Annotated in this window: 12 protein-coding genes; 8 read left to right on the top strand and 4 right to left on the bottom strand. The window is 59.1% G+C overall.

Annotated features, from left to right (window positions below; all coding sequences use genetic code 11):
* Positions 1 to 6: 6 nt before the first annotated feature.
* The gene (locus ACG74X_RS15915; protein ID WP_411236108.1) at positions 7 to 651 is read left to right on the top strand and encodes a LuxR C-terminal-related transcriptional regulator; all 645 of its coding nucleotides are present in this window, start codon (positions 7 to 9) and stop codon (positions 649 to 651) included.
* Between the two features lie 168 nt (positions 652 to 819).
* The gene (locus tag ACG74X_RS15910) at positions 820 to 5,790 is read left to right on the top strand and encodes a DUF4214 domain-containing protein (protein ID WP_411236107.1); all 4,971 of its coding nucleotides are present in this window, start codon (positions 820 to 822) and stop codon (positions 5,788 to 5,790) included.
* Between the two features lie 440 nt (positions 5,791 to 6,230).
* On the opposite strand, the gene ACG74X_RS15905 is transcribed toward ACG74X_RS15910, so the two are convergent.
* Genes ACG74X_RS15905 through paaG form a run of 4 tightly spaced genes read right to left on the bottom strand, consistent with a single transcriptional unit; the run spans position 6,231 to position 9,375 of the window.
* Complete coding sequence (locus ACG74X_RS15905; RefSeq protein ID WP_411236106.1) at positions 6,231 to 6,827, bottom strand: TetR/AcrR family transcriptional regulator; 597 nt, start codon at positions 6,825 to 6,827, stop codon at positions 6,231 to 6,233.
* Positions 6,828 to 6,829: 2 nt separating this feature from the next.
* On the bottom strand, positions 6,830 to 8,140 hold the full coding sequence (paaK, locus tag ACG74X_RS15900; RefSeq protein WP_411236105.1) for a phenylacetate--CoA ligase PaaK: 1,311 nt from the start codon (positions 8,138 to 8,140) through the stop codon (positions 6,830 to 6,832).
* Positions 8,141 to 8,162: 22 nt separating this feature from the next.
* A complete protein-coding gene (gene paaI / locus ACG74X_RS15895; protein WP_411236104.1) occupies positions 8,163 to 8,588 on the bottom strand; it encodes a hydroxyphenylacetyl-CoA thioesterase PaaI in 426 nt (141 codons plus the stop codon).
* 1 nt (position 8,589) lies between these two features.
* Positions 8,590 to 9,375: a 2-(1,2-epoxy-1,2-dihydrophenyl)acetyl-CoA isomerase PaaG gene (gene paaG / locus ACG74X_RS15890; RefSeq protein WP_411236103.1), complete on the bottom strand. Its 786-nt coding sequence runs from the start codon at positions 9,373 to 9,375 to the stop codon at positions 8,590 to 8,592.
* A 96-nt stretch (positions 9,376 to 9,471) separates the two neighbouring features.
* On the opposite strand from paaG, the gene ACG74X_RS15885 reads away from it, so the two are divergent.
* From ACG74X_RS15885 to ACG74X_RS15860, 6 genes are all read left to right on the top strand, one after another.
* Positions 9,472 to 11,481, top strand: coding sequence for an FAD-dependent oxidoreductase (locus ACG74X_RS15885; RefSeq protein WP_411236102.1), 2,010 nt, complete (start codon positions 9,472 to 9,474; stop codon positions 11,479 to 11,481).
* Positions 11,482 to 11,507: 26 nt separating this feature from the next.
* Entirely contained in the window at positions 11,508 to 12,524 is a 1,017-nt protein-coding gene (locus ACG74X_RS15880) for a TRAP transporter substrate-binding protein (RefSeq protein WP_411236100.1), read from the top strand.
* Between the two features lie 72 nt (positions 12,525 to 12,596).
* Positions 12,597 to 13,103, top strand: coding sequence for a TRAP transporter small permease (locus ACG74X_RS15875; RefSeq protein ID WP_411236099.1), 507 nt, complete (start codon positions 12,597 to 12,599; stop codon positions 13,101 to 13,103).
* Positions 13,100 to 14,452, top strand: coding sequence for a TRAP transporter large permease (locus ACG74X_RS15870; protein WP_411236098.1), 1,353 nt, complete (start codon positions 13,100 to 13,102; stop codon positions 14,450 to 14,452). Before ACG74X_RS15875 ends, ACG74X_RS15870 begins: the two co-directional genes overlap by 4 nt.
* A 30-nt stretch (positions 14,453 to 14,482) precedes the next feature.
* Positions 14,483 to 16,519 carry a phenylacetic acid degradation bifunctional protein PaaZ gene (paaZ, locus tag ACG74X_RS15865; protein WP_411236097.1) on the top strand — a complete coding sequence of 679 codons (2,037 nt, stop codon included), beginning with the start codon at positions 14,483 to 14,485 and terminating at the stop codon, positions 16,517 to 16,519.
* 37 nt (positions 16,520 to 16,556) lie between these two features.
* Positions 16,557 to 17,354 (top strand): PaaX family transcriptional regulator C-terminal domain-containing protein, encoded by a 798-nt coding sequence (locus tag ACG74X_RS15860; RefSeq protein ID WP_411236095.1) that lies wholly within the window; start codon positions 16,557 to 16,559, stop codon positions 17,352 to 17,354.
* Positions 17,355 to 17,536 lie beyond the last annotated feature (182 nt).

Raw genomic sequence — 17,536 nt, 5'->3', positions numbered from 1 at the left:
CCGAACATGGGGAGCAAAAGCAATCAGACGACCAAGCCATCGCGGTTTGTCCTGGCCGACGATCACAGGATTGTCGCCTCTGGTCTTGCGGCGGAACTGGAACTGCGCGGGCATGTTGTGGCCGGGGTCGCAGAGACTGGTCTCGACGCTATCGCACTGATCAAGTCGGAAGCCCCTGATTGCGCCGTGCTGGACATCAATATGCCGGGTGCAAACGGGGCCGAGGTCTTTCTGGAGGCGAAACTCTGGTCACCCAAGACAGTCTTTGCCATCCTCACGGGGCATCCGTCGGCCAGCCTGTTCAACAGCTTGATCGAAGCGGGTGTGCGCGGCGTTTTCCTGAAATCAGATGACCCGGACCAGATCTGCGATGGGCTCACCGCCCTTCTACGCGGACAAACGGTGCTGTCCCCTTCTGCCATCAAGGTGATGTCTCCAATGGAGGATTCAACAGACCTGACCAAGCGGGAAATGCAGGTCCTAAACTGCATCGCGCGGGGTCTCTCGAATACGGGAATTGCGGACGAGTTGGGCATCAGCGCCAAAACGGTCGAAACCCATAGATCGAATCTGATGAGAAAACTGTCGGTCCATTCATCGGCCACCTTGCTGATGAAATCGGTCAAGCTGGGACTGATTTCGGTTGATTGAGTGCCGTTAGGTTAACCGATTTTCCTCGTTCGGACACTCGGGCAATCACCCCAATTTTCGCGCTTTTACCAAAATTGGGGTGATCACCCGATATGCGGATGCCGTAGCGTCAGGTAGCGTATCCTGCGTATACGAGCGATTGCCTACCTATTTCAAAGGAATTTCATTATGAGCGCCGGACCCGAACTTGTCGATTTTCAAGATAATTTGACCACGACAACGACCCGCCTGCAGACTGTTCGTGATGACCTCGAGGGCCTTCAACAGTCGCTCGACGGGGCCGCGCAGGTCGCGCAGAACTACCTGATCTTTCGCAAGGTCCTGAAGCCGCTGGACGCGGCCCTGTCCGCGGGTCGCACGGTGCTGGCACTTTCGGAGCATGTTGCGCCTTTGAGCGGGCCGTCTAGGGCTGTTAAGGACGCGCTCGACCTGATCCAGCCGCGCGTTGTGCAGATCAAAGATGCGACCGATCGCGCGCAAAAACTCGAACCTCTTTTACAGAAATTCGTAGATGCCGAACGCACGCTGGAAAACGCGATCGTGCCTGCCATCGCAAATGCGGACGATACGCTGGACCATGTTCTGACGGGCATTGACGAGATCGTCTTTGCCTTCAACCAAGTCTCGACTCCGAACGGTATCCCGCAGCTGAACCCGAACGCAGGCACGTCGCGCCCCGGGTCCGACGAGTTTGCAGGGCTTTTCGGAGAAGTCGACGACTTTGTCGCGCCCGTGAACGGTTTGAACGGCACCGCGCAGGGCGTGTTTGATGCATACGACACGTCGAAGGCCCTGCTGGACCAGTTGATTGGCATCTTTAACGTTGCAGATTTCTCGCAGCTGTCCGAGATCTTTGGCGACCTTTTCGAGTTTGACGATCTGTTCACGGGTCTGGGAGAGGTGCTGGACATCGTCAATTCCGTGCTCGCCCCGCTGCAGCCGCTTTTCGATGCGGTGCAATTTGTGTTCGATTTACTTGTGAAGCCGGTGACGGATTTCCTGACGCAGGAACTGGGCATCAATGAATTGTTCGATCTGTTGGCCGCGCAGCTTGAGCCGCTCTTCCCGGACGTGGACCTGTTCGACGGCTTCCTATCGATCTCGGCCGAACTGGAAGGCCTGCTTGACACGCTTGAGGTCAATTTCTTCGAATTGCCCGACTTCGCTGACCTGTCGCTCGATGTCTTTGACGCGTTCGAACAGACCTTTGACACCGTACAGGAAAGTGCGCTTGCGCTTCTTGACGGGATTCCGCTGCGCATCGACGGCACCGAAGGCAATGTCGTCTATGGTACCGGCGGCGACGAGGCGATTGACCCCTCGGGTGGTGATGACGACGTGCGCGCGAACGCGGGTAACGACATCATTGTGGCAAGCGCCGGGGCCGACACCATCGACGGAGGCGACGGCATTGACCGCCTGGTGTTTGCCGGTGAGTTGGCCGAATATGACTTCACGCGCGAGGGCTACAGCACCGATCCCAATGCTGAGATCACACTGATCTTCACGCATACTAATGTCGGCGCGCATGGGTTTAACGAAGGGACCGAGATCGTCCGGAATGTCGAATTCTTCGACTTCGGAACCGAGACGTTCACCAAGGAGCAGTTCGAGAATGCTGTCGTTGGTCAGTCCGTGCTGGACGCGGACGGTCCTCCGGGCGAGCGCACATCGGATGAGGGCGAGCTGATCTTCCTCAATCCCGGCGGGACGCTGGTCAGTGGCCTGACGCTGAATGGCAAGACGTTCGACAACATGAATGTCGTCTATGGTCTGGGTGGCGATGACCGCATTCAAGGCACGAATGGAAAAGACTTCATCTTCGGCGGCTCAGGCAACGATTTGTTAGTGCCCCGCGATGGAGAAGACGCGCTGGACGGCGGTGCGGGGAACGATACGTTCCAGATTTTCGACCTTGGCTTCAACTCAGCCGACCGCATCGACCTTGCCGAAGGCACGGCGTTTGTACGAGGTGGTGCGACCGAATTGTTCGACGTGGAAAACGTGATCACGCAGCATGGCGGTGACGTGCAATTGCGCGGCAATGACAGTGACAACGTGCTCTTTACCAGCGACGGGCGCGATATGCTCACGGGGCGCGGCGGCGACGATGCGATTTATGGTAACGAGGGTCGCGATGTTCTTTGGGGCGGCGCAGGCCAGGACACGCTGCGCGGCGGGGATAATAACGACTTTCTGGGCGCGCTGAATACCTCGGACAATGGCGGGTCCGAACTTTATGACGGCGAAGCCGGGCTTGATGTCCTCAGCTATGCGACCAGCCGGACCGAGGTCCGGGAGTTCCTGTCGGGCAACGTGACCTACACGACTATGCTGAATTCGGCAATGTCAGATGGCGAAACCACTGGTCCCGTGGTGATCCGCACGGAGCTTGGTCAAGTCGACAGGCTGGATGCGACCGGACGGGTGATCGCCACGGATGTGGCACGGAATATTGAACATTTTATCGGCTCGGATTCCGATGACATCATTTTCGGAACGAATCAGGGGCCCGAGCCCGTGACCATCAGCGGCGGCGACGGCGACGATACGCTGCATTCGCGGGGGGCAAGCCAGATCAACGGCGGTGACGGCGACGACACCATGCTTGCTGTGCGGAACGGCGACGGTGGTCGTGTCGGAGGTGGTTTCGAAGGTGATGCAGGCTTTGATACGCTCGATCTTCGCCAGCTAGGGGATCTCAAGCTGGTCCTGATTACGGATGTCTCCGGCCGCGTGGGGGTACGTCTGATCGACGAAGACGACGCTGCCAACGCGCCAAGCCCCCAGAACTCGAACCCGGCCAACCTGCGCGGGGAACGCTTTAACGTCGATGGTGTCGAGCAATACTTGCTTGGCGACAACGATGACTATGTCGTCTGGGGCACCGGCACGGACGGCGTGATCCGTGGCGGTCTTGGCGATGATTTCCTGCGCTCTGCAAGTGGTGTCGGGACGCAAAGTCCGACCTTCTACGGGGATGAGGGCAATGACACCATCATCCTTGACGACGGCGGGTCGGCATTCGGCGGTGAAGGCGACGACCGGATCGAGGTGAATTCGAGTGCCGAACAAGAGGTCCAGGGCAACGAAGGCAACGACACCTTCCTGATCGAACGCATGGACGGTGCGCTTGCGGGAGGCGACGGTTTCGACACGCTGATCCTGAACCCGAATATCTCGTCAAATGTGATTGTCAGCCTTGCAGGCAGCGGGTCAGCATCGTCCAATGAAAGCGGGCGCAACAGTGCAAGCCTCGAACTGACGTCGATCACGGGGATCGAGGCGTTGGTCACGACCGACTTTGGCGACAATATCACCGGCAGTGCAAGAGCGGAGCAGATCAGCGCATTGCAAGGCGCCGATACGGTCGAAGCAGGCGGCGGCAATGACCGGATCTACGGCGGCACGGGCAACGACAGGCTTCTGGGGCAGCAAGGCAACGATACCCTTCACGCGGGCCTTGGCGCTGATACGGTCGATGGCGGTAGCGGAATTGATACGGTCGATTACCGTTTTGCCTCTGCTGACGGACCCGAGGGAGAGTTGCTTGCCTCGATCTTTACCGGCGCTGTCGTGGACCTGGCTGCGGGAACCGGCGGGCGCGGCGGCGTGCAGGACACGCTGATCAGCGTCGAAAACGTGTTCGGCACCAAGCTGAATGACAGCATCACGGGCGACAGCGGGGACAACATCCTGTCCGGTGATGCGGGCTCTGACACGTTGAACGGCGGCGGCGGGGATGACGTGCTGATCGCAGGCGGTGGCGGCGTCTTTGGCGCGATTGACATCATGAACGGCGATGCGGGCGACGACACCTTCCTTGTGGGATCGGGTGTTTTTGAAATTGACGGTGGCACCGGGCGCGACATGCTCGATTTTTCCGTGGCCACCGAACTGGCGGACGGGGGTGGCGAGACGCTATCTGTCATCATCGACCTGCGGCGCGAGATCGTCTCGCGCGAGACTGAAACGAGCACCGTGGTCTGGGCCGATGACGGCACACAATCGGCGCGCCAGTTCGACGGGCAATCCATCAGGCCCGAAGACGTGCTGCGATCCGACCCGCTCTATGCGCTGGACGGCGGTGACACCGTCCTGCGTCTGCCGGGCAAGGACGAGGACGATCCCGACCTGCCCAGCTTTGCCATCGAGATTGAAACCTCGATCATCACGCGACCCGATGAGCCCAGCACAATCACAGGGATCGAGGATGTCATCGGCACCGCCGGTAAGGACTTCCTGACTGGAAACGATGCGAACAACACCTTTTTCGGCGAAGACGGTGATGATGTGCTGCGCGGGCGCGAGGGCAATGACACGCTCGATGGCGGCGAGGGGCGCGATGCCGCTTACTTTGGCGGCGATCAGGCACGCTACACCCTGACACTCGGGCCCGACGGCCCGACCGTGACCGACCGCAGCGGCGAGAACGGGACCGATAGGCTGATTGACATCGAAATGCTGGACTTTGAGACCGAAACCGCTGGCGACTTGTTCGATCTGGGGATCTTTGGTGGCCTGACCGGGCTGTCGGGCAGCGACCTTGAGGCGTTCATCGAGCTCTACATCGCCTATTTCAACCGCGCGCCTGATGCGGTGGGCTTATCGTTCTGGGGGACGGCTTTTGCGAACGGAGTCACTCTGGAACAGTCCGCGGCTTTCTTCATCGACCAGGAAGAAACTCGCGCAACGTATCCCGAGGGTCTGTCAAATAGCGACTTTGCCACGGCAGTCTACGCCAACGTGCTTGGACGGGTGGCCGATCAGGAGGGCTTCGATTTCTGGGTCGGTGCGCTTAATAACGGCTCGGTAGGGCGCGACCAGTTCATCCTTGCCATCCTGGGCGGTGCCAAGGCCGATCCGCCCGCCGATGCCTCGCAAGAGTTCATCGACCAGCAACTTGCGGACCGCGTCTACCTTGAGAACAAGACCGACATCGGCGCCTATTTCGCCGTGACCCGAGGCATGTCCGACGTCGATAACGCCATCGCGGTTATGCAAACCTTTGACGGCAGTGCGGGCAGTATCGACGCCGCGATTGCGGCCACTGACGCGTTCTATGCCTCTGCGGTCGATGCGGATGACGGCGAGTTTCTGCTGCAGATCGTCGGTGCCATAGACAACCCGTTCGCATAAAGAGCGCCTGTGAGTGGGTAAAATTTGCGGGTCTTCGGCTAGTCTATAGTGGGTGATCAAGCGAGTGGCTTGCCATGGATAATCGGATCACCGTCGAATTAATTGCTGAGGTCGGACACGGGCGGACAAGGCCGACTGGTAGTTCTGTCTGCACGTCTGCGCTCTGTGTGTTCACCACGGCTTGGAAATTTCAGTCGTAGCGAATGTCTCCTCTGACGGGCCGCGCCGCAGTATCAAAACCCAGTGGCCAAAGGCAACTGTTGGCCGTCCTTGAAGACAGCCCATACCCTTAGATTTCAATTGCCTCTGCAGTCGCAAGAGCATCGTCCGGTTCGACGCCGAGATATCTGACAATGCTGTCCATCTGGATGTGGCCTGACAGGAGCTGAACGGCGCGCAGATTTGGAACCGCCTTGCATAGTCACAGCGATGCGCGGTGGTTAAAGGCCGCGCACGCCGGTTAGCGTTAGCTTCGTTACCAGTTGACCGTAGTCATCGCGCGCTTTCTGGTCGGCGGGGCTATTCCACATGTAAAACCAGTTCAGCATCCCGAAAATCGACATCACAGTCGCGCGCAGCTTGCGTGTGTTGTCTTTGAAAACGTCAGGCGCGATGGCTTGCACAACATCGCTTAGCTGCTTGACCAGATCACGTTGATAGGTCTTCAGAATGGCCTGCTGATCTTGGGGCAGCAAGGGAATGCCCTCGGTCTGGATCTTGTGTTCGTGATCCATGCCTTCATAGGCTCGAAGCGTCTCGATCACGATCCGTTCCAATTGCGCCTCGGGGTCCAATCCCGACATCTCGATCCCGATGATGCGATCCCGCAGTGCAGACAGATAGGTGTCAAGAATGTCAAACAGCAGCGCGTCCTTGCTGCTGTAATAGTGGTAAATGTTTGCTTTCGAGATGCCACAATCCTTGGCCACCTGAGACATCGACGCCCGCGCGAAGCCTTGATCGGCGAACACGCGGGCGGCGATTTTCAGAATGTGGGTCCGTTTTTCGTCGTGGTCTTTAGCAATGGGACGCGACACGTTTATTCCTTGTTACGATTGTCCACGACGCGGACAGCTTTGCCTTGACTGCGTGCAACAGAACCGGGATCGCCGACAATAACTTCGGTGGATACTCCGACCATATCCTTAATGTGTTTGGTCAACATACGGGCCGCTGCGGTTTTCGACAACTCGTCAGCCGCGTTGGGTTCGGCTTCGACAAAGACCCGAAGTGCGTCCATGCGCCCGGATTTGTAAAGCTCGATCTGGAAATATGGCGCAAGGCCACCCGTGGCCATCACCTGTTCCTCGATCTGTGTCGGGAACACATTCACACCGCGCAGGATGATCATGTCGTCGGACCGTCCGGTGATCTTTTCCATCCGCCGCATGCTGCGCGCAGTTCCGGGCAAAAGCCGGGTCAGATCGCGCGTCCGGTAGCGGATCATTGGCATGCCTTCCTTGGTCAGCGTGGTAAACACCAACTCACCTTCCTCACCATCTTCGACCACTTCGCCTGTTTCGGGGTTGATGATTTCAGGATAGTAATGGTCTTCCCAGACATGCAGACCGTCTTTGGTTTCCACACATTCATTCGCCACACCGGGCCCCATGATTTCACTCAGGCCGTAGATATCGACGGCGTGCATATCAAAGGCGGCCTCAACCTCTTTGCGCATTGCATTGGTCCAGGGTTCTGCGCCGAACACGCCCACTTGCAGCGATGTGCTTCGCGGCTCGATCCCTGCTTTGTGAAATCCTTCCAGGATATTCAGCATGTAAGAGGGCGTGACCAGAATGCCGCTTGGCTGGAAATCGGTAATCAATCCCACCTGCTTTTCGGTTTGACCGCCACCCATGGGCACAACCGCCGCGCCCAGCTTCTCAATGCCGTAATGCGCGCCCAGACCACCGGTGAATAGGCCATAGCCATAGGCGTTGTGGATGATGTCACCCGCCCGCAGACCCGACGCCCGCAGGCTGCGCGCCAGCGTGTCGGCCCACACGTCGATGTCGTTCTTGGTATAGACCACAACCGTCGGTTTGCCCGTGGTCCCGGACGACGCGTGAATCCGGACCAGCTTGTCCTTCGGCACCGCAGACAGGCCAAACGGGTAATTGTCCCGCAGGTCGTTTTTGTAGGTGAAGGGGAACTTCGCAAGGTCTTTCAGTTCCTTGAGGTCATCGGGATGCACACCCGCCTCATCGAACCGTTTGCGGTACATTGGCACGTTGTCATAGGCATGCCGCACCGACCATTTCATCCGCTCAAGCTGCAGGGCCTGAATTTCGTCACGGCTGGCAATTTCAATGGGGTCCAGATCGGCTTTTGCCGGGCTCAGGTCTTTCATGTGATGTCCTCCATCCCTCGGATTATTCTTCGAACAAGTGGCCTTTGATCGACCGCGACAGCCCGCGCATTTCGGCGATTGTTTCGTCGTTCTGATTGCTGACGCGCACGTCATAGACCCCGCTGCGTCCGGTCAGGGACACTTCGCGCGCGGTCGCGGTCAGCGTATCCCCCAAACGGGCGGGCGCGGTGTAGGTGATATGGTTGCTTTGCGCGACCGTCGCCTGATTGCGGCTGTTGCAGGCAAAGGCAAAGGTGCTGTCGGCCAGCGAAAAGGTGATGCCACCGTGGCACATGTCATGGCCGTTGCAGTGATGTTTCTCGACGGTGAGCGTCATCACGGCGGTGCCTTCGTCGACGGACACAAGCGTCATGCCCAGCCATTTCGACGCCCCGTCATCCGACCACATTGCGGCAGCGGAACGTGTGGCGCGATCTTGTGGTGTCATACTAGGCCCCCTTGAACGCTGGTGCGCGCTTTTCCAGAAAGGCAGACACACCTTCGGCATAATCCGCGCTTTCGCCACAGGTTTTCATGTAATCGGCCTCCAGATCGAGGTGATCGTCAAGCGTATTGGTCGCCGCGGCTTGAATGGCTGCTTTGCTTAGCCCCAGACCCAGCGTTGGCCCATTGGCAAACCCTTCCGTCATGGCGCGCGCCTCATGCATCAGGTCGTCGTCGGGCAGGGCTTTCCAGATCAGGCCCCAGTCTTCGGCCTGCTGCGCGGGCAAGGGTTGTGCGGTGAACGCCAGCCCCTTGGCGCGCGCTTCGCCCAGAAGGCGGGGCAAGTGCCAGCTTCCGCCGGTGTCGGGGATCAGACCCACTTTGGAAAAGGACTGGATGAACTTGGCACTTTGCGCGGCAAGAACAATATCACAGGCCAGCGCGAGGTTCGCGCCAGCACCGGCGGCGACACCGTTCACGGCACACACAACGGGAAACTCCAGTGACCGGATCAATCGAACAAGCGGCGCGTAATAGGTGCGCACCGTAGCACCCAGATCGGGGGGCGTTGTCATTTTCGACGGATCACGATCCCCCAGATCCTGCCCCGCACAAAAGCCCCGACCAGCACCGGTTAGAAGAACCGCGCGTGTCCCATCGTCACGTGCGGTTTCAAGTGCCGCGCGCAAGGCCAGATGCATCTCGTCATTGAAGCTGTTGAGTCGATCTGGCCGGTTCAGAGTAATTTCTGTCCAGTTTTCATGGGGTTGAACAAGAATCGAATCTGTCATGCTGCGTCACTTTCTGGCTGTCCCAAATTCATCCTTGCATAAACCGACCGGTTGGTCAATTAATGAAGCCACAACGATTCTGGTGGAGGAAACGTCGTGAGCATTGTCGAGACACGCATGGAAGAGGGCCTGGCCTGGGTGACGGTCAATAACCCCCCGGTCAACGCGACGTCGAAAGCTGTGCGGCAGGGCCTGCTTGATGCGGTTCACAAGGTTCAGGGCGCCCGATTGGCCATCCTGCAATGTGCAGGCCGCACCTTTATCGCCGGTGGCGACATGAGCGAATTCGACGCCCCGCCGCAGGAACCCCACCTTCCCGATGTGGTCAACGCGATTGAAGCCAGCGAAACGCCGTTTGTCGCGGCGATGCACGGAACGGTACTTGGCGGTGGTCTCGAAATCGCGATGGGCTGCGCCTACCGGATTGCCAAGCCGGGCACCAAATTTGGTTTGCCCGAAGTCAATGTCGGCCTGATCCCAGGTGCGGGTGGCACACAACGCGCGCCGCGCCTGTTCGGGTGGGAGGCCGCGATTGATATGGCCTGTTCTGGTAACCTTCTGACGGCCCAGCAGGCGTTGAAGCTTGGGGCCATCGACGCAATTGAGGACGATCTGGAGGCGGCTGCAAAGGCGCTGACGCTGGACGACCGCACGCCTGTGTCGCAACGGTCTGCCCCACCGCTTGATGGCGACTGGTTCACCGAAAAACGCACCAAGCTGGGAAAGCGCGCGCGGGGTCAGGCCTCTCCGCTGCACAATCTGGACGCCCTGCACTGGGCCACGCGTCCCTTTGCCGAAGGCCAGCCCAAGGAACGCGCGCTGCACTTGTCGCTGCGCGCCTCGGATGAAAGCCGCGCCTTGCGGCATGCGTTTTTTGCCGAACGCGCTGTGGCCCAGCCTGCGGAAATCGCAGGGGCCGCGCCGAAGGACATCACCAATATCGCCATTGTCGGCGGGGGCCTCATGGGCGCGGGTATCGCCGCCGCCTGTCTGAGTGCAGGCTATCGCGTGTCCATCATCGAACGGGATCAGGATGCCGCCAAAGCCGCGCAAGAGCGCGTGCAGGGCCTCATCGCCGGTGCGCTGAAACGCGGCAAGATTGATCAGACAAAGCACGACGCACAAATCGCGGCGTTCACCGCAGATGTGGGATACGACCTCGCCAAGGATGCGGACCTCGCCATTGAGGCCGTGTTCGAAGACGTTGACGTCAAGAAAGCCGCTTTTGCGGGTTTGGCAGAGGTCATGGCCAAGGACGCCATCCTTGCGACCAACACTTCGTATCTTGATCCGCGCGACATCTTCGCCGGAATCGATAATCCATCCCGCCGCGTCGGGCTGCACTTCTTTTCACCTGCCCATATCATGAAGCTGCTCGAAGTCGTGAAACTGCCCGACACGTCGAAAGGCACGCTGGCCACGGCGTTCGCGCTGGGTAAACAGCTGCGCAAAGTGTCGGTTCTGTCAGGCATCTGCGATGGCTTTATCGGCAACCGGATGCTGGCCGCGTATCGCCGGGCGGCGGAATACATGCTGGCCGATGGGGCGACCCCGGCACAGATCGACGAGGCCATGCGCGCCTTTGGCATGGCGATGGGCCCGTTCGAGGCACAAGATATGAGCGGACTGCAAATCGCCGAAGCCAACCGACGGCGTCAAGAGGGCATGCGCCCTGCCGCCGAGCGTTATGTGACGATCTCGGACCAGCTTTGCGCGTTGGGGCGGTATGGTCAGCGCGCAAGCAAGGGCTGGTACGTCTACGAAGACGGCAACCGCACGCCCATGGCGGACCCGGTCGTGACCGACCTGATCACGCGCTACTCGGATGACGCGGGCATCACCCGCCAGACCTACACACAGGACCAGATCCAATCGCAACTGCTCGCCGTTCTTGCTAATGAAGGCGCGCGGATTGTCGAGGAAGGCATCGCCGAAAATGACGGGGCCGTCGATATGGTCAAGCTGCACGGCTACGGCTTTCCGCGTTGGCGCGGTGGGCCGATGTTTGCCGCTCAAATCGCTGGCAATGCCGCCATCTGCTCCGCCCTTGACGCGCTTGAGGCTCAAAGCCCCGGCTCTTGGGTGCGCGCGAAACGCTACAGCTGATCCCCATTATTCACGAGGAGGAAACCATGAACAAAGCCTTACTAGGAACGCTTGCCGCCCTGTCGCTTTCCGCAGGCGCTGCCGCGCATGCCGAAGCCGAACATACGCTTGTCTTCTCAAGCTGGGTGCCGCCCACCCATAACATCAACGCGCAGATGCTGCCGCAGATGATCGAAATGATCGAAGAGGCCACAGATGGCCGTGTGACCGGCGAAATCCGCATGGGCATCGCCCCACCCCCAGCCCAGATGGACCTTGTTCTGGATGGCGCGGTTGACGTCGCATACGTGTTCCACGGCTATCAGCCGGGCCGTTTCGTCAGCTACAAACTGGTCGAACTGCCCGGCGTCGACACCACAGCCGAGGCGGCATCGGTTGCCTATTGGAACCTGTTTGAAAACCACCTTGCCGAATTGAACGAACATCGCGGGGTCAAGGTGATTGGCCTTCACACCCACGGCGCAGGACAATTGCACACCAACACACCCGTCAGCAGCCTTGCCGATATGGAAGGTCTGAAACTCCGTATGCCCGGTGGTGTGGCCAGCGATGTGGGCACCGCGCTTGGCACAACGGGCATTCAGGTGCCCGCCCCCAAAGTCTATGAGACATTGTCGTCCAACACCGCTGATGGTGTGATGATGACCATCGACAGCCGTCAGGGGTTCCGTCTGACCGAGGTTGCCCCGAATTACTTTGAAATTCCCGGCGGCTTCTTTCGCGGCTCGTTTGCCTACATCATGAACGAAGACGTTTTCGCCGATCTGCCACAAGATCTGCAAACCGCGCTTGAAGAAAAGGTGTTTGGCGAACCCATCAGCCGTATGTCGGGCGCTGTCTGGGACGAAGGGGATGCGTTCAGCATCCAGCTGACAAAGGACACCGACGGCAATACGATTACCCAGGCTTCTGACGCAGATATCGCCGCGTTTGCGTCGATCGTGAATGACATTCAGGCCAGCGTGATCGAAGAGGTGAGCGCGGAAGGAATTGATGCAGCAGCAGCGCTTGCGTCATTCCGCAGCGAACTGGGCGTCGAATAATCTGTCTGGCCCTTTGGATCGGGGGCGAAAGCGCCCGGTCCGATACCATCCCCACCACCAAAGAGACCCCTGATGCCGACGTTCAAGAGAGTGTACCATTTTCTCGTTCAGCTGCCGATCTGGCTGGCTTGTGCATGCCTGTTTGCGCTGATGGTGATGACCTTTAGCGACGTAATCCTGAGATCCAGCTTTGACGCCCCCATTGAAGCTGCAACTGAACTGACACGGATCTTTGTCGCGGTGATGGTGTTTTCGGTCATGCCGCATATTTCGGTCAGCGATGGCCACATTGCAGTTGATCTGACTGACGGAATTTTTGAACGGTTTCGGCTGTCTCGTTTCAGAAACGGGGTGGTTCTGGTCCTGTCGGGCGTGATGCTGTTCTGGCCTGTGACGCAGGTCTGGACGCTGGCCGAGCGCACCCGTGGCTACGGCGACGTCACCGAATACCTTGGGGTGCCGCAATTTCTGACCATGTACCTGATTGGCGCAGGTATCACTGTTGCTGCCATTGCCATGGTGATCACTGGGGCATTGACCCTGATCGCGCCCGGACTTCTGAGGGAGTTGAGGACATGACCGCTGCATTGATCGGCTTTGGTGTCGTTCTTTTCCTCGTTTTGCTGCGCATGCCTATTGTGTTTGCGATGGGCTTTGTCGGAACGCTGGGCTTTGCCTATGAGCGCGGCGGCAGCTTTTTTGACGAACGCGGGCTGCGTGCATCGCTGTCCATGGTTGGGCGGCAGATTACCGATACGGCGCAGGATTACGGGTTGTCGGTGATCCCGCTGTTCATCCTGATGGGCCTCTTTGTGAACAAGGGCGGCATGGCGCGCGAACTTTACGCGGTGTCCAATGCGTTCTTGGGTCATATGCGCGGCGGTCTTGCGATGGCGACGGTCATGGCTTGTGGCGGCTTTTCCGCGATCTGTGGATCATCGTTGGCCACGGCTGCCACTATGTCCAAGGTGGCGATGCCGGAAATGCGCCGCTTCAACTACTCTGACAAACTTGCCACCGCGTCCATCGCGGCGGGTGGCACGCTGGGCATTCTGATCCCACCGTCTGTAATTCTGGTCATCTACGGCATCCTCACCGAAACCTCGATTGGCAAGCTGTTCATGGCCGGGATCATTCCGGGGCTCATGGGCATCCTTTTCTACCTTGGCGCGGTGCGCTGGACCGTCTGGCGTCAGCCCGAGGCCGGCCCCGCAGGCGAACGCACAGCCTGGCCCGAGCGGGTCATTGCGCTGAAATCCGTCTGGGCGGTGCTCTTGCTGTTCTTCCTTGTGATCGGTGGTCTCTACGGCATCTTCGATTTCGAACCGCTCAACCTGACCTTCTCCCCCACCGAAGCGGCAGGCATGGGTGCCATGGGCGCATTCATCATCGCCTTGTCGCGCAGCGGGCTGGATTTCAAAGGCTTGATCGAGGTGCTGAAAGAAACCGCTTTGACATCTGCCAGCCTGTTTGCCGTTCTGATCGGCGCGCAGGTCTTTTCGAACTTTGTCAACATCGCAGGTATGCCAGAGGCCCTGATCGGGCTGGTCACCGCTTACGACGTGTCACCGATGATGGTGATGATGATGATCCTGCTCGTCTATGTCGTGCTGGGCTGCGTGTTTGAGAGCATGTCGATGCTGCTTTTGACCGTGCCCATTTTCTTCCCGCTGGTCACATCACTGGGTTTTGATCCGATCTGGTTCGGTATCGTGGTTGTCGTTGTCATCGAAATCTCGCTGATTACACCGCCCGTGGGTCTGAACGTGTTCATTCTCAAGGGCGTTGTCGGCAATGTCTCGACCGGCACGATCTTCAAAGGGGTCACACCGTTCTGGGTGGCAGATCTGCTGCGACTTGCGCTGATCGTCGCCCTGCCGATCCTTGTTCTTTATCTGCCAAATCAAATGGGCGGTCTTGGGCACTAAAGGTCCGAGCTACGCACGAAAGGAAATCACATGAGCCTACTAGAGGTTAAAAGCTTTGCCGCCGGTGAATGGGTTGCTCCGGACGCCAACGCAAGGATGATTGAAAACGCTGTCACCGGTGCGCCTTTGGGTCGTGCGGGCAATGATGCGCTGGATGTGCAGGCGATGCTTGATTACGCGCGCAACACCGGGGGTCCGGCCCTGCGCGCGCTGACCTTCCATGACCGCGCGCGCATGCTCAAGGCGCTGGCGTCCCATCTGGGCAAGCACAAACAGGCGCTCTATGATCTGTCTTTTGCCACCGGGGCCACGCAATCCGATCACATGATCGACATCGACGGCGGTATCGGCACGATGTTTGTCTTCGCCTCCAAGGGCCGCCGGGAAATGCCCGACGCGCATATCTATCTGGACGGTGATGTCGAACAGCTGTCCCGCAATGGGACCTTTCTGGGCCAGCATATCGCCACCTCTTTGCAAGGCGTTGCGGTTCATATCAACGCCTTCAACTTCCCCGTCTGGGGGATGTTAGAAAAGCTCGCGCCAACACTGCTGGCCGGTGTCCCTGCCATCGTGAAACCGGCAACGGCGACCTGTTATGTGACCGAACTGGCGGTCAAGATCATGCTCGACAGCGGCATCCTGCCTGCAGGTGCCCTGCAGCTCGTCTCGGGCGGTTTGGGCGACATGCTCGACCGGTTGACCTGTCAGGACGTGGTGAGCTTTACCGGCTCGGCCCAGACCGCGTTCAAGCTGCGCTCTGCGCCGCATATCCTGCGCAACTCGATCCGCTTTGTTGCTGAACAAGACAGCCTGAACGCCTCCATCCTTGGCCCCGACGCGGTGCCCGGCACGCCGGAATTCGACCTGTTTGTCAAAGAAGCGCACCGCGAGATGACCACAAAGGCCGGTCAGAAATGCACCGCTATCCGTCGCATCATCGCGCCGCAATCGCAGGTCGATGCTGTGATCGACGCGCTTAGCGCGCGGCTGGCGAAAACGGTGATCGGCGATCCGCAAGCGGAAGGCACCCGCATGGGTGCGCTGGTGTCGAACAGCCAGAAACGCGATGTGCTGGAAAAGGCCGGGATCATTGGCACCGAGGCCGAACGCGTGTTTGGCGATACCGACAATTTTGACGTTCATGGCGCGGACGCCGACAAAGGCGCGTTCCTGCCGCCGATGTTGTTCCACTGTGCCAACCCCGACGCAGCAGAGCGCATCCATGACACCGAAGCCTTCGGTCCGGTGTCCACCATCATGGGCTACCGCGATCTGGATCACGCCATTGCCTTGGTCAACCGGGGCGAAGGCTCGCTTGTGGCCTCTGTCATCACCCATGATCCGGAGGTCGCGCGCGAAGTGGCGCTTGGCGCAGGGGCGTTCCATGGACGGCTTTACTTCAACAACCGCGACAGCATGAAGGAAAGCACCGGCCACGGCTCTCCCCTGCCCCACATGGTGCATGGTGGTCCCGGTCGCGCTGGTGGCGGCGAAGAACTGGGCGGCGTGCGTGGCGTGATGCACTACATGCAGCGCACCGCCATCCAGGGCAGCCCCGACATCCTGACCGCGATCGGTCAGAAGTGGGTGCCCGGTGCCACCGAAACACCCGCCCCGGCGCATCCGTTCACCCGCACGTTCCACGAGCTTCAGATCGGGGAAACCATCCACACTGATCCGCGCACGATCACGTTGGACGACATCGAACATTTCGCCAATTTCACCGGCGACACGTTCTATGCCCACATGGACGAGGACGCTGCGAAACGAAACCCGTTCTTTCCGGGGCGCGTTGCGCATGGCTATTTGCTGCTCAGCTTTGCGGCGGGTCTCTTTGTTGAACCGAATGAAGGCCCGGTTTTGGCCAACACTGGCCTGGATGCCCTGCGGTTTATGAAACCGGTAGAGGCGGGCGACAGCCTCAAGGTGCGCCTGACGGTCAAGCACAAGACACCTCGCAATGACGAGTATGGCGAGGTGCGCTGGCATGCGACGCTGACCAATCAGGAGGATGAGCTGGTGGCGGAATATGAGCTTTTGACGATGAACGCCTATTCAGCTTAGGCTTGGAAAACACGCATGGGCGGACTAGGAACCGCCTATGCACAGCACCGCGTTTCAAACTGTCGTCGAACGATTGACACGAGATCAAACCCCAAGGGTGTGGTCGCTTTTGATTTCGGTCTTCGGAGACCTGGCGCAAGACCAAGGCGCGCGGATCAGCGGGTCACTCTTGCGTCACATCACCGAACAAATCGGGATCAAACCCGAAGCCATGCGCGTGGCCATCCACAGATTGCGCAAAGACGGCTGGATCGACAGCGAACGACATGGGCGCACCAGCGTCTATTTTCTTACCAAATGGGGCCGCGCACAAAGCGCATCCGCCTCTCCGCGCATCTACACCACCGAACAGGCGGCAGAGCAGGCGTGGTTTGTGATGTCCAATCCGGGTCAACCGGCACAGACGACAGACACGACCGGTGTGTGGATTTCCTCAAACGTGTTGGTAACGTCCGACCTGCCAGACATATCACAAGTGTTTGTAGCACCGCTGAAAGCGGAAACGGCCCTGCCACACTGGATGACCGGCAAAATCTGTGACCTGTCATTGATCCGCATGTCTGGGGATTTTGCCAGCGCATTAAGGGACATCAGCCCCTATCTGGACGCCTCCTCAACCTTCAGCACGCTTGAAATCACCGTCATGCGGGTTTTACTGGTCCACAGCTGGCGGCGCATCGTGCTCAAGGCACCTGTTTTGCCGGATCACATCTTTCCGGAAAGCTGGCAGGGCACGTACTGCCGAAACACCGCAACAGCCCTGCTCGCGCGATATCCGAAAAGGTCGTTACCCGAGCTGGAAGCTGCGGTAACGACCAAAGATTTGAACATTTAGATCCGGCCCAGCACGCGCATCAGCCGTCAAATCGTATCAGTGAATTCCCTCGCCGCGATGTTCAGGATGCCGTGGACATGCGGGAGGTATGATCGCCAGACTTCGATGCGGAATGTGTCTTCGGCGTCTCGGATGAGGGTGATCTGTGCGTAGTCGAAGACTGTCCGCTTGGCGCTGCCTGC

Source organism: Marivita sp. S0852, from assembly GCF_046591575.1.
Taxonomy (GTDB): domain Bacteria; phylum Pseudomonadota; class Alphaproteobacteria; order Rhodobacterales; family Rhodobacteraceae; genus Marivita.
Note: the sequence above shows the minus strand (reverse complement) of the source record. Positions and strands in the feature narration are given on the sequence as shown.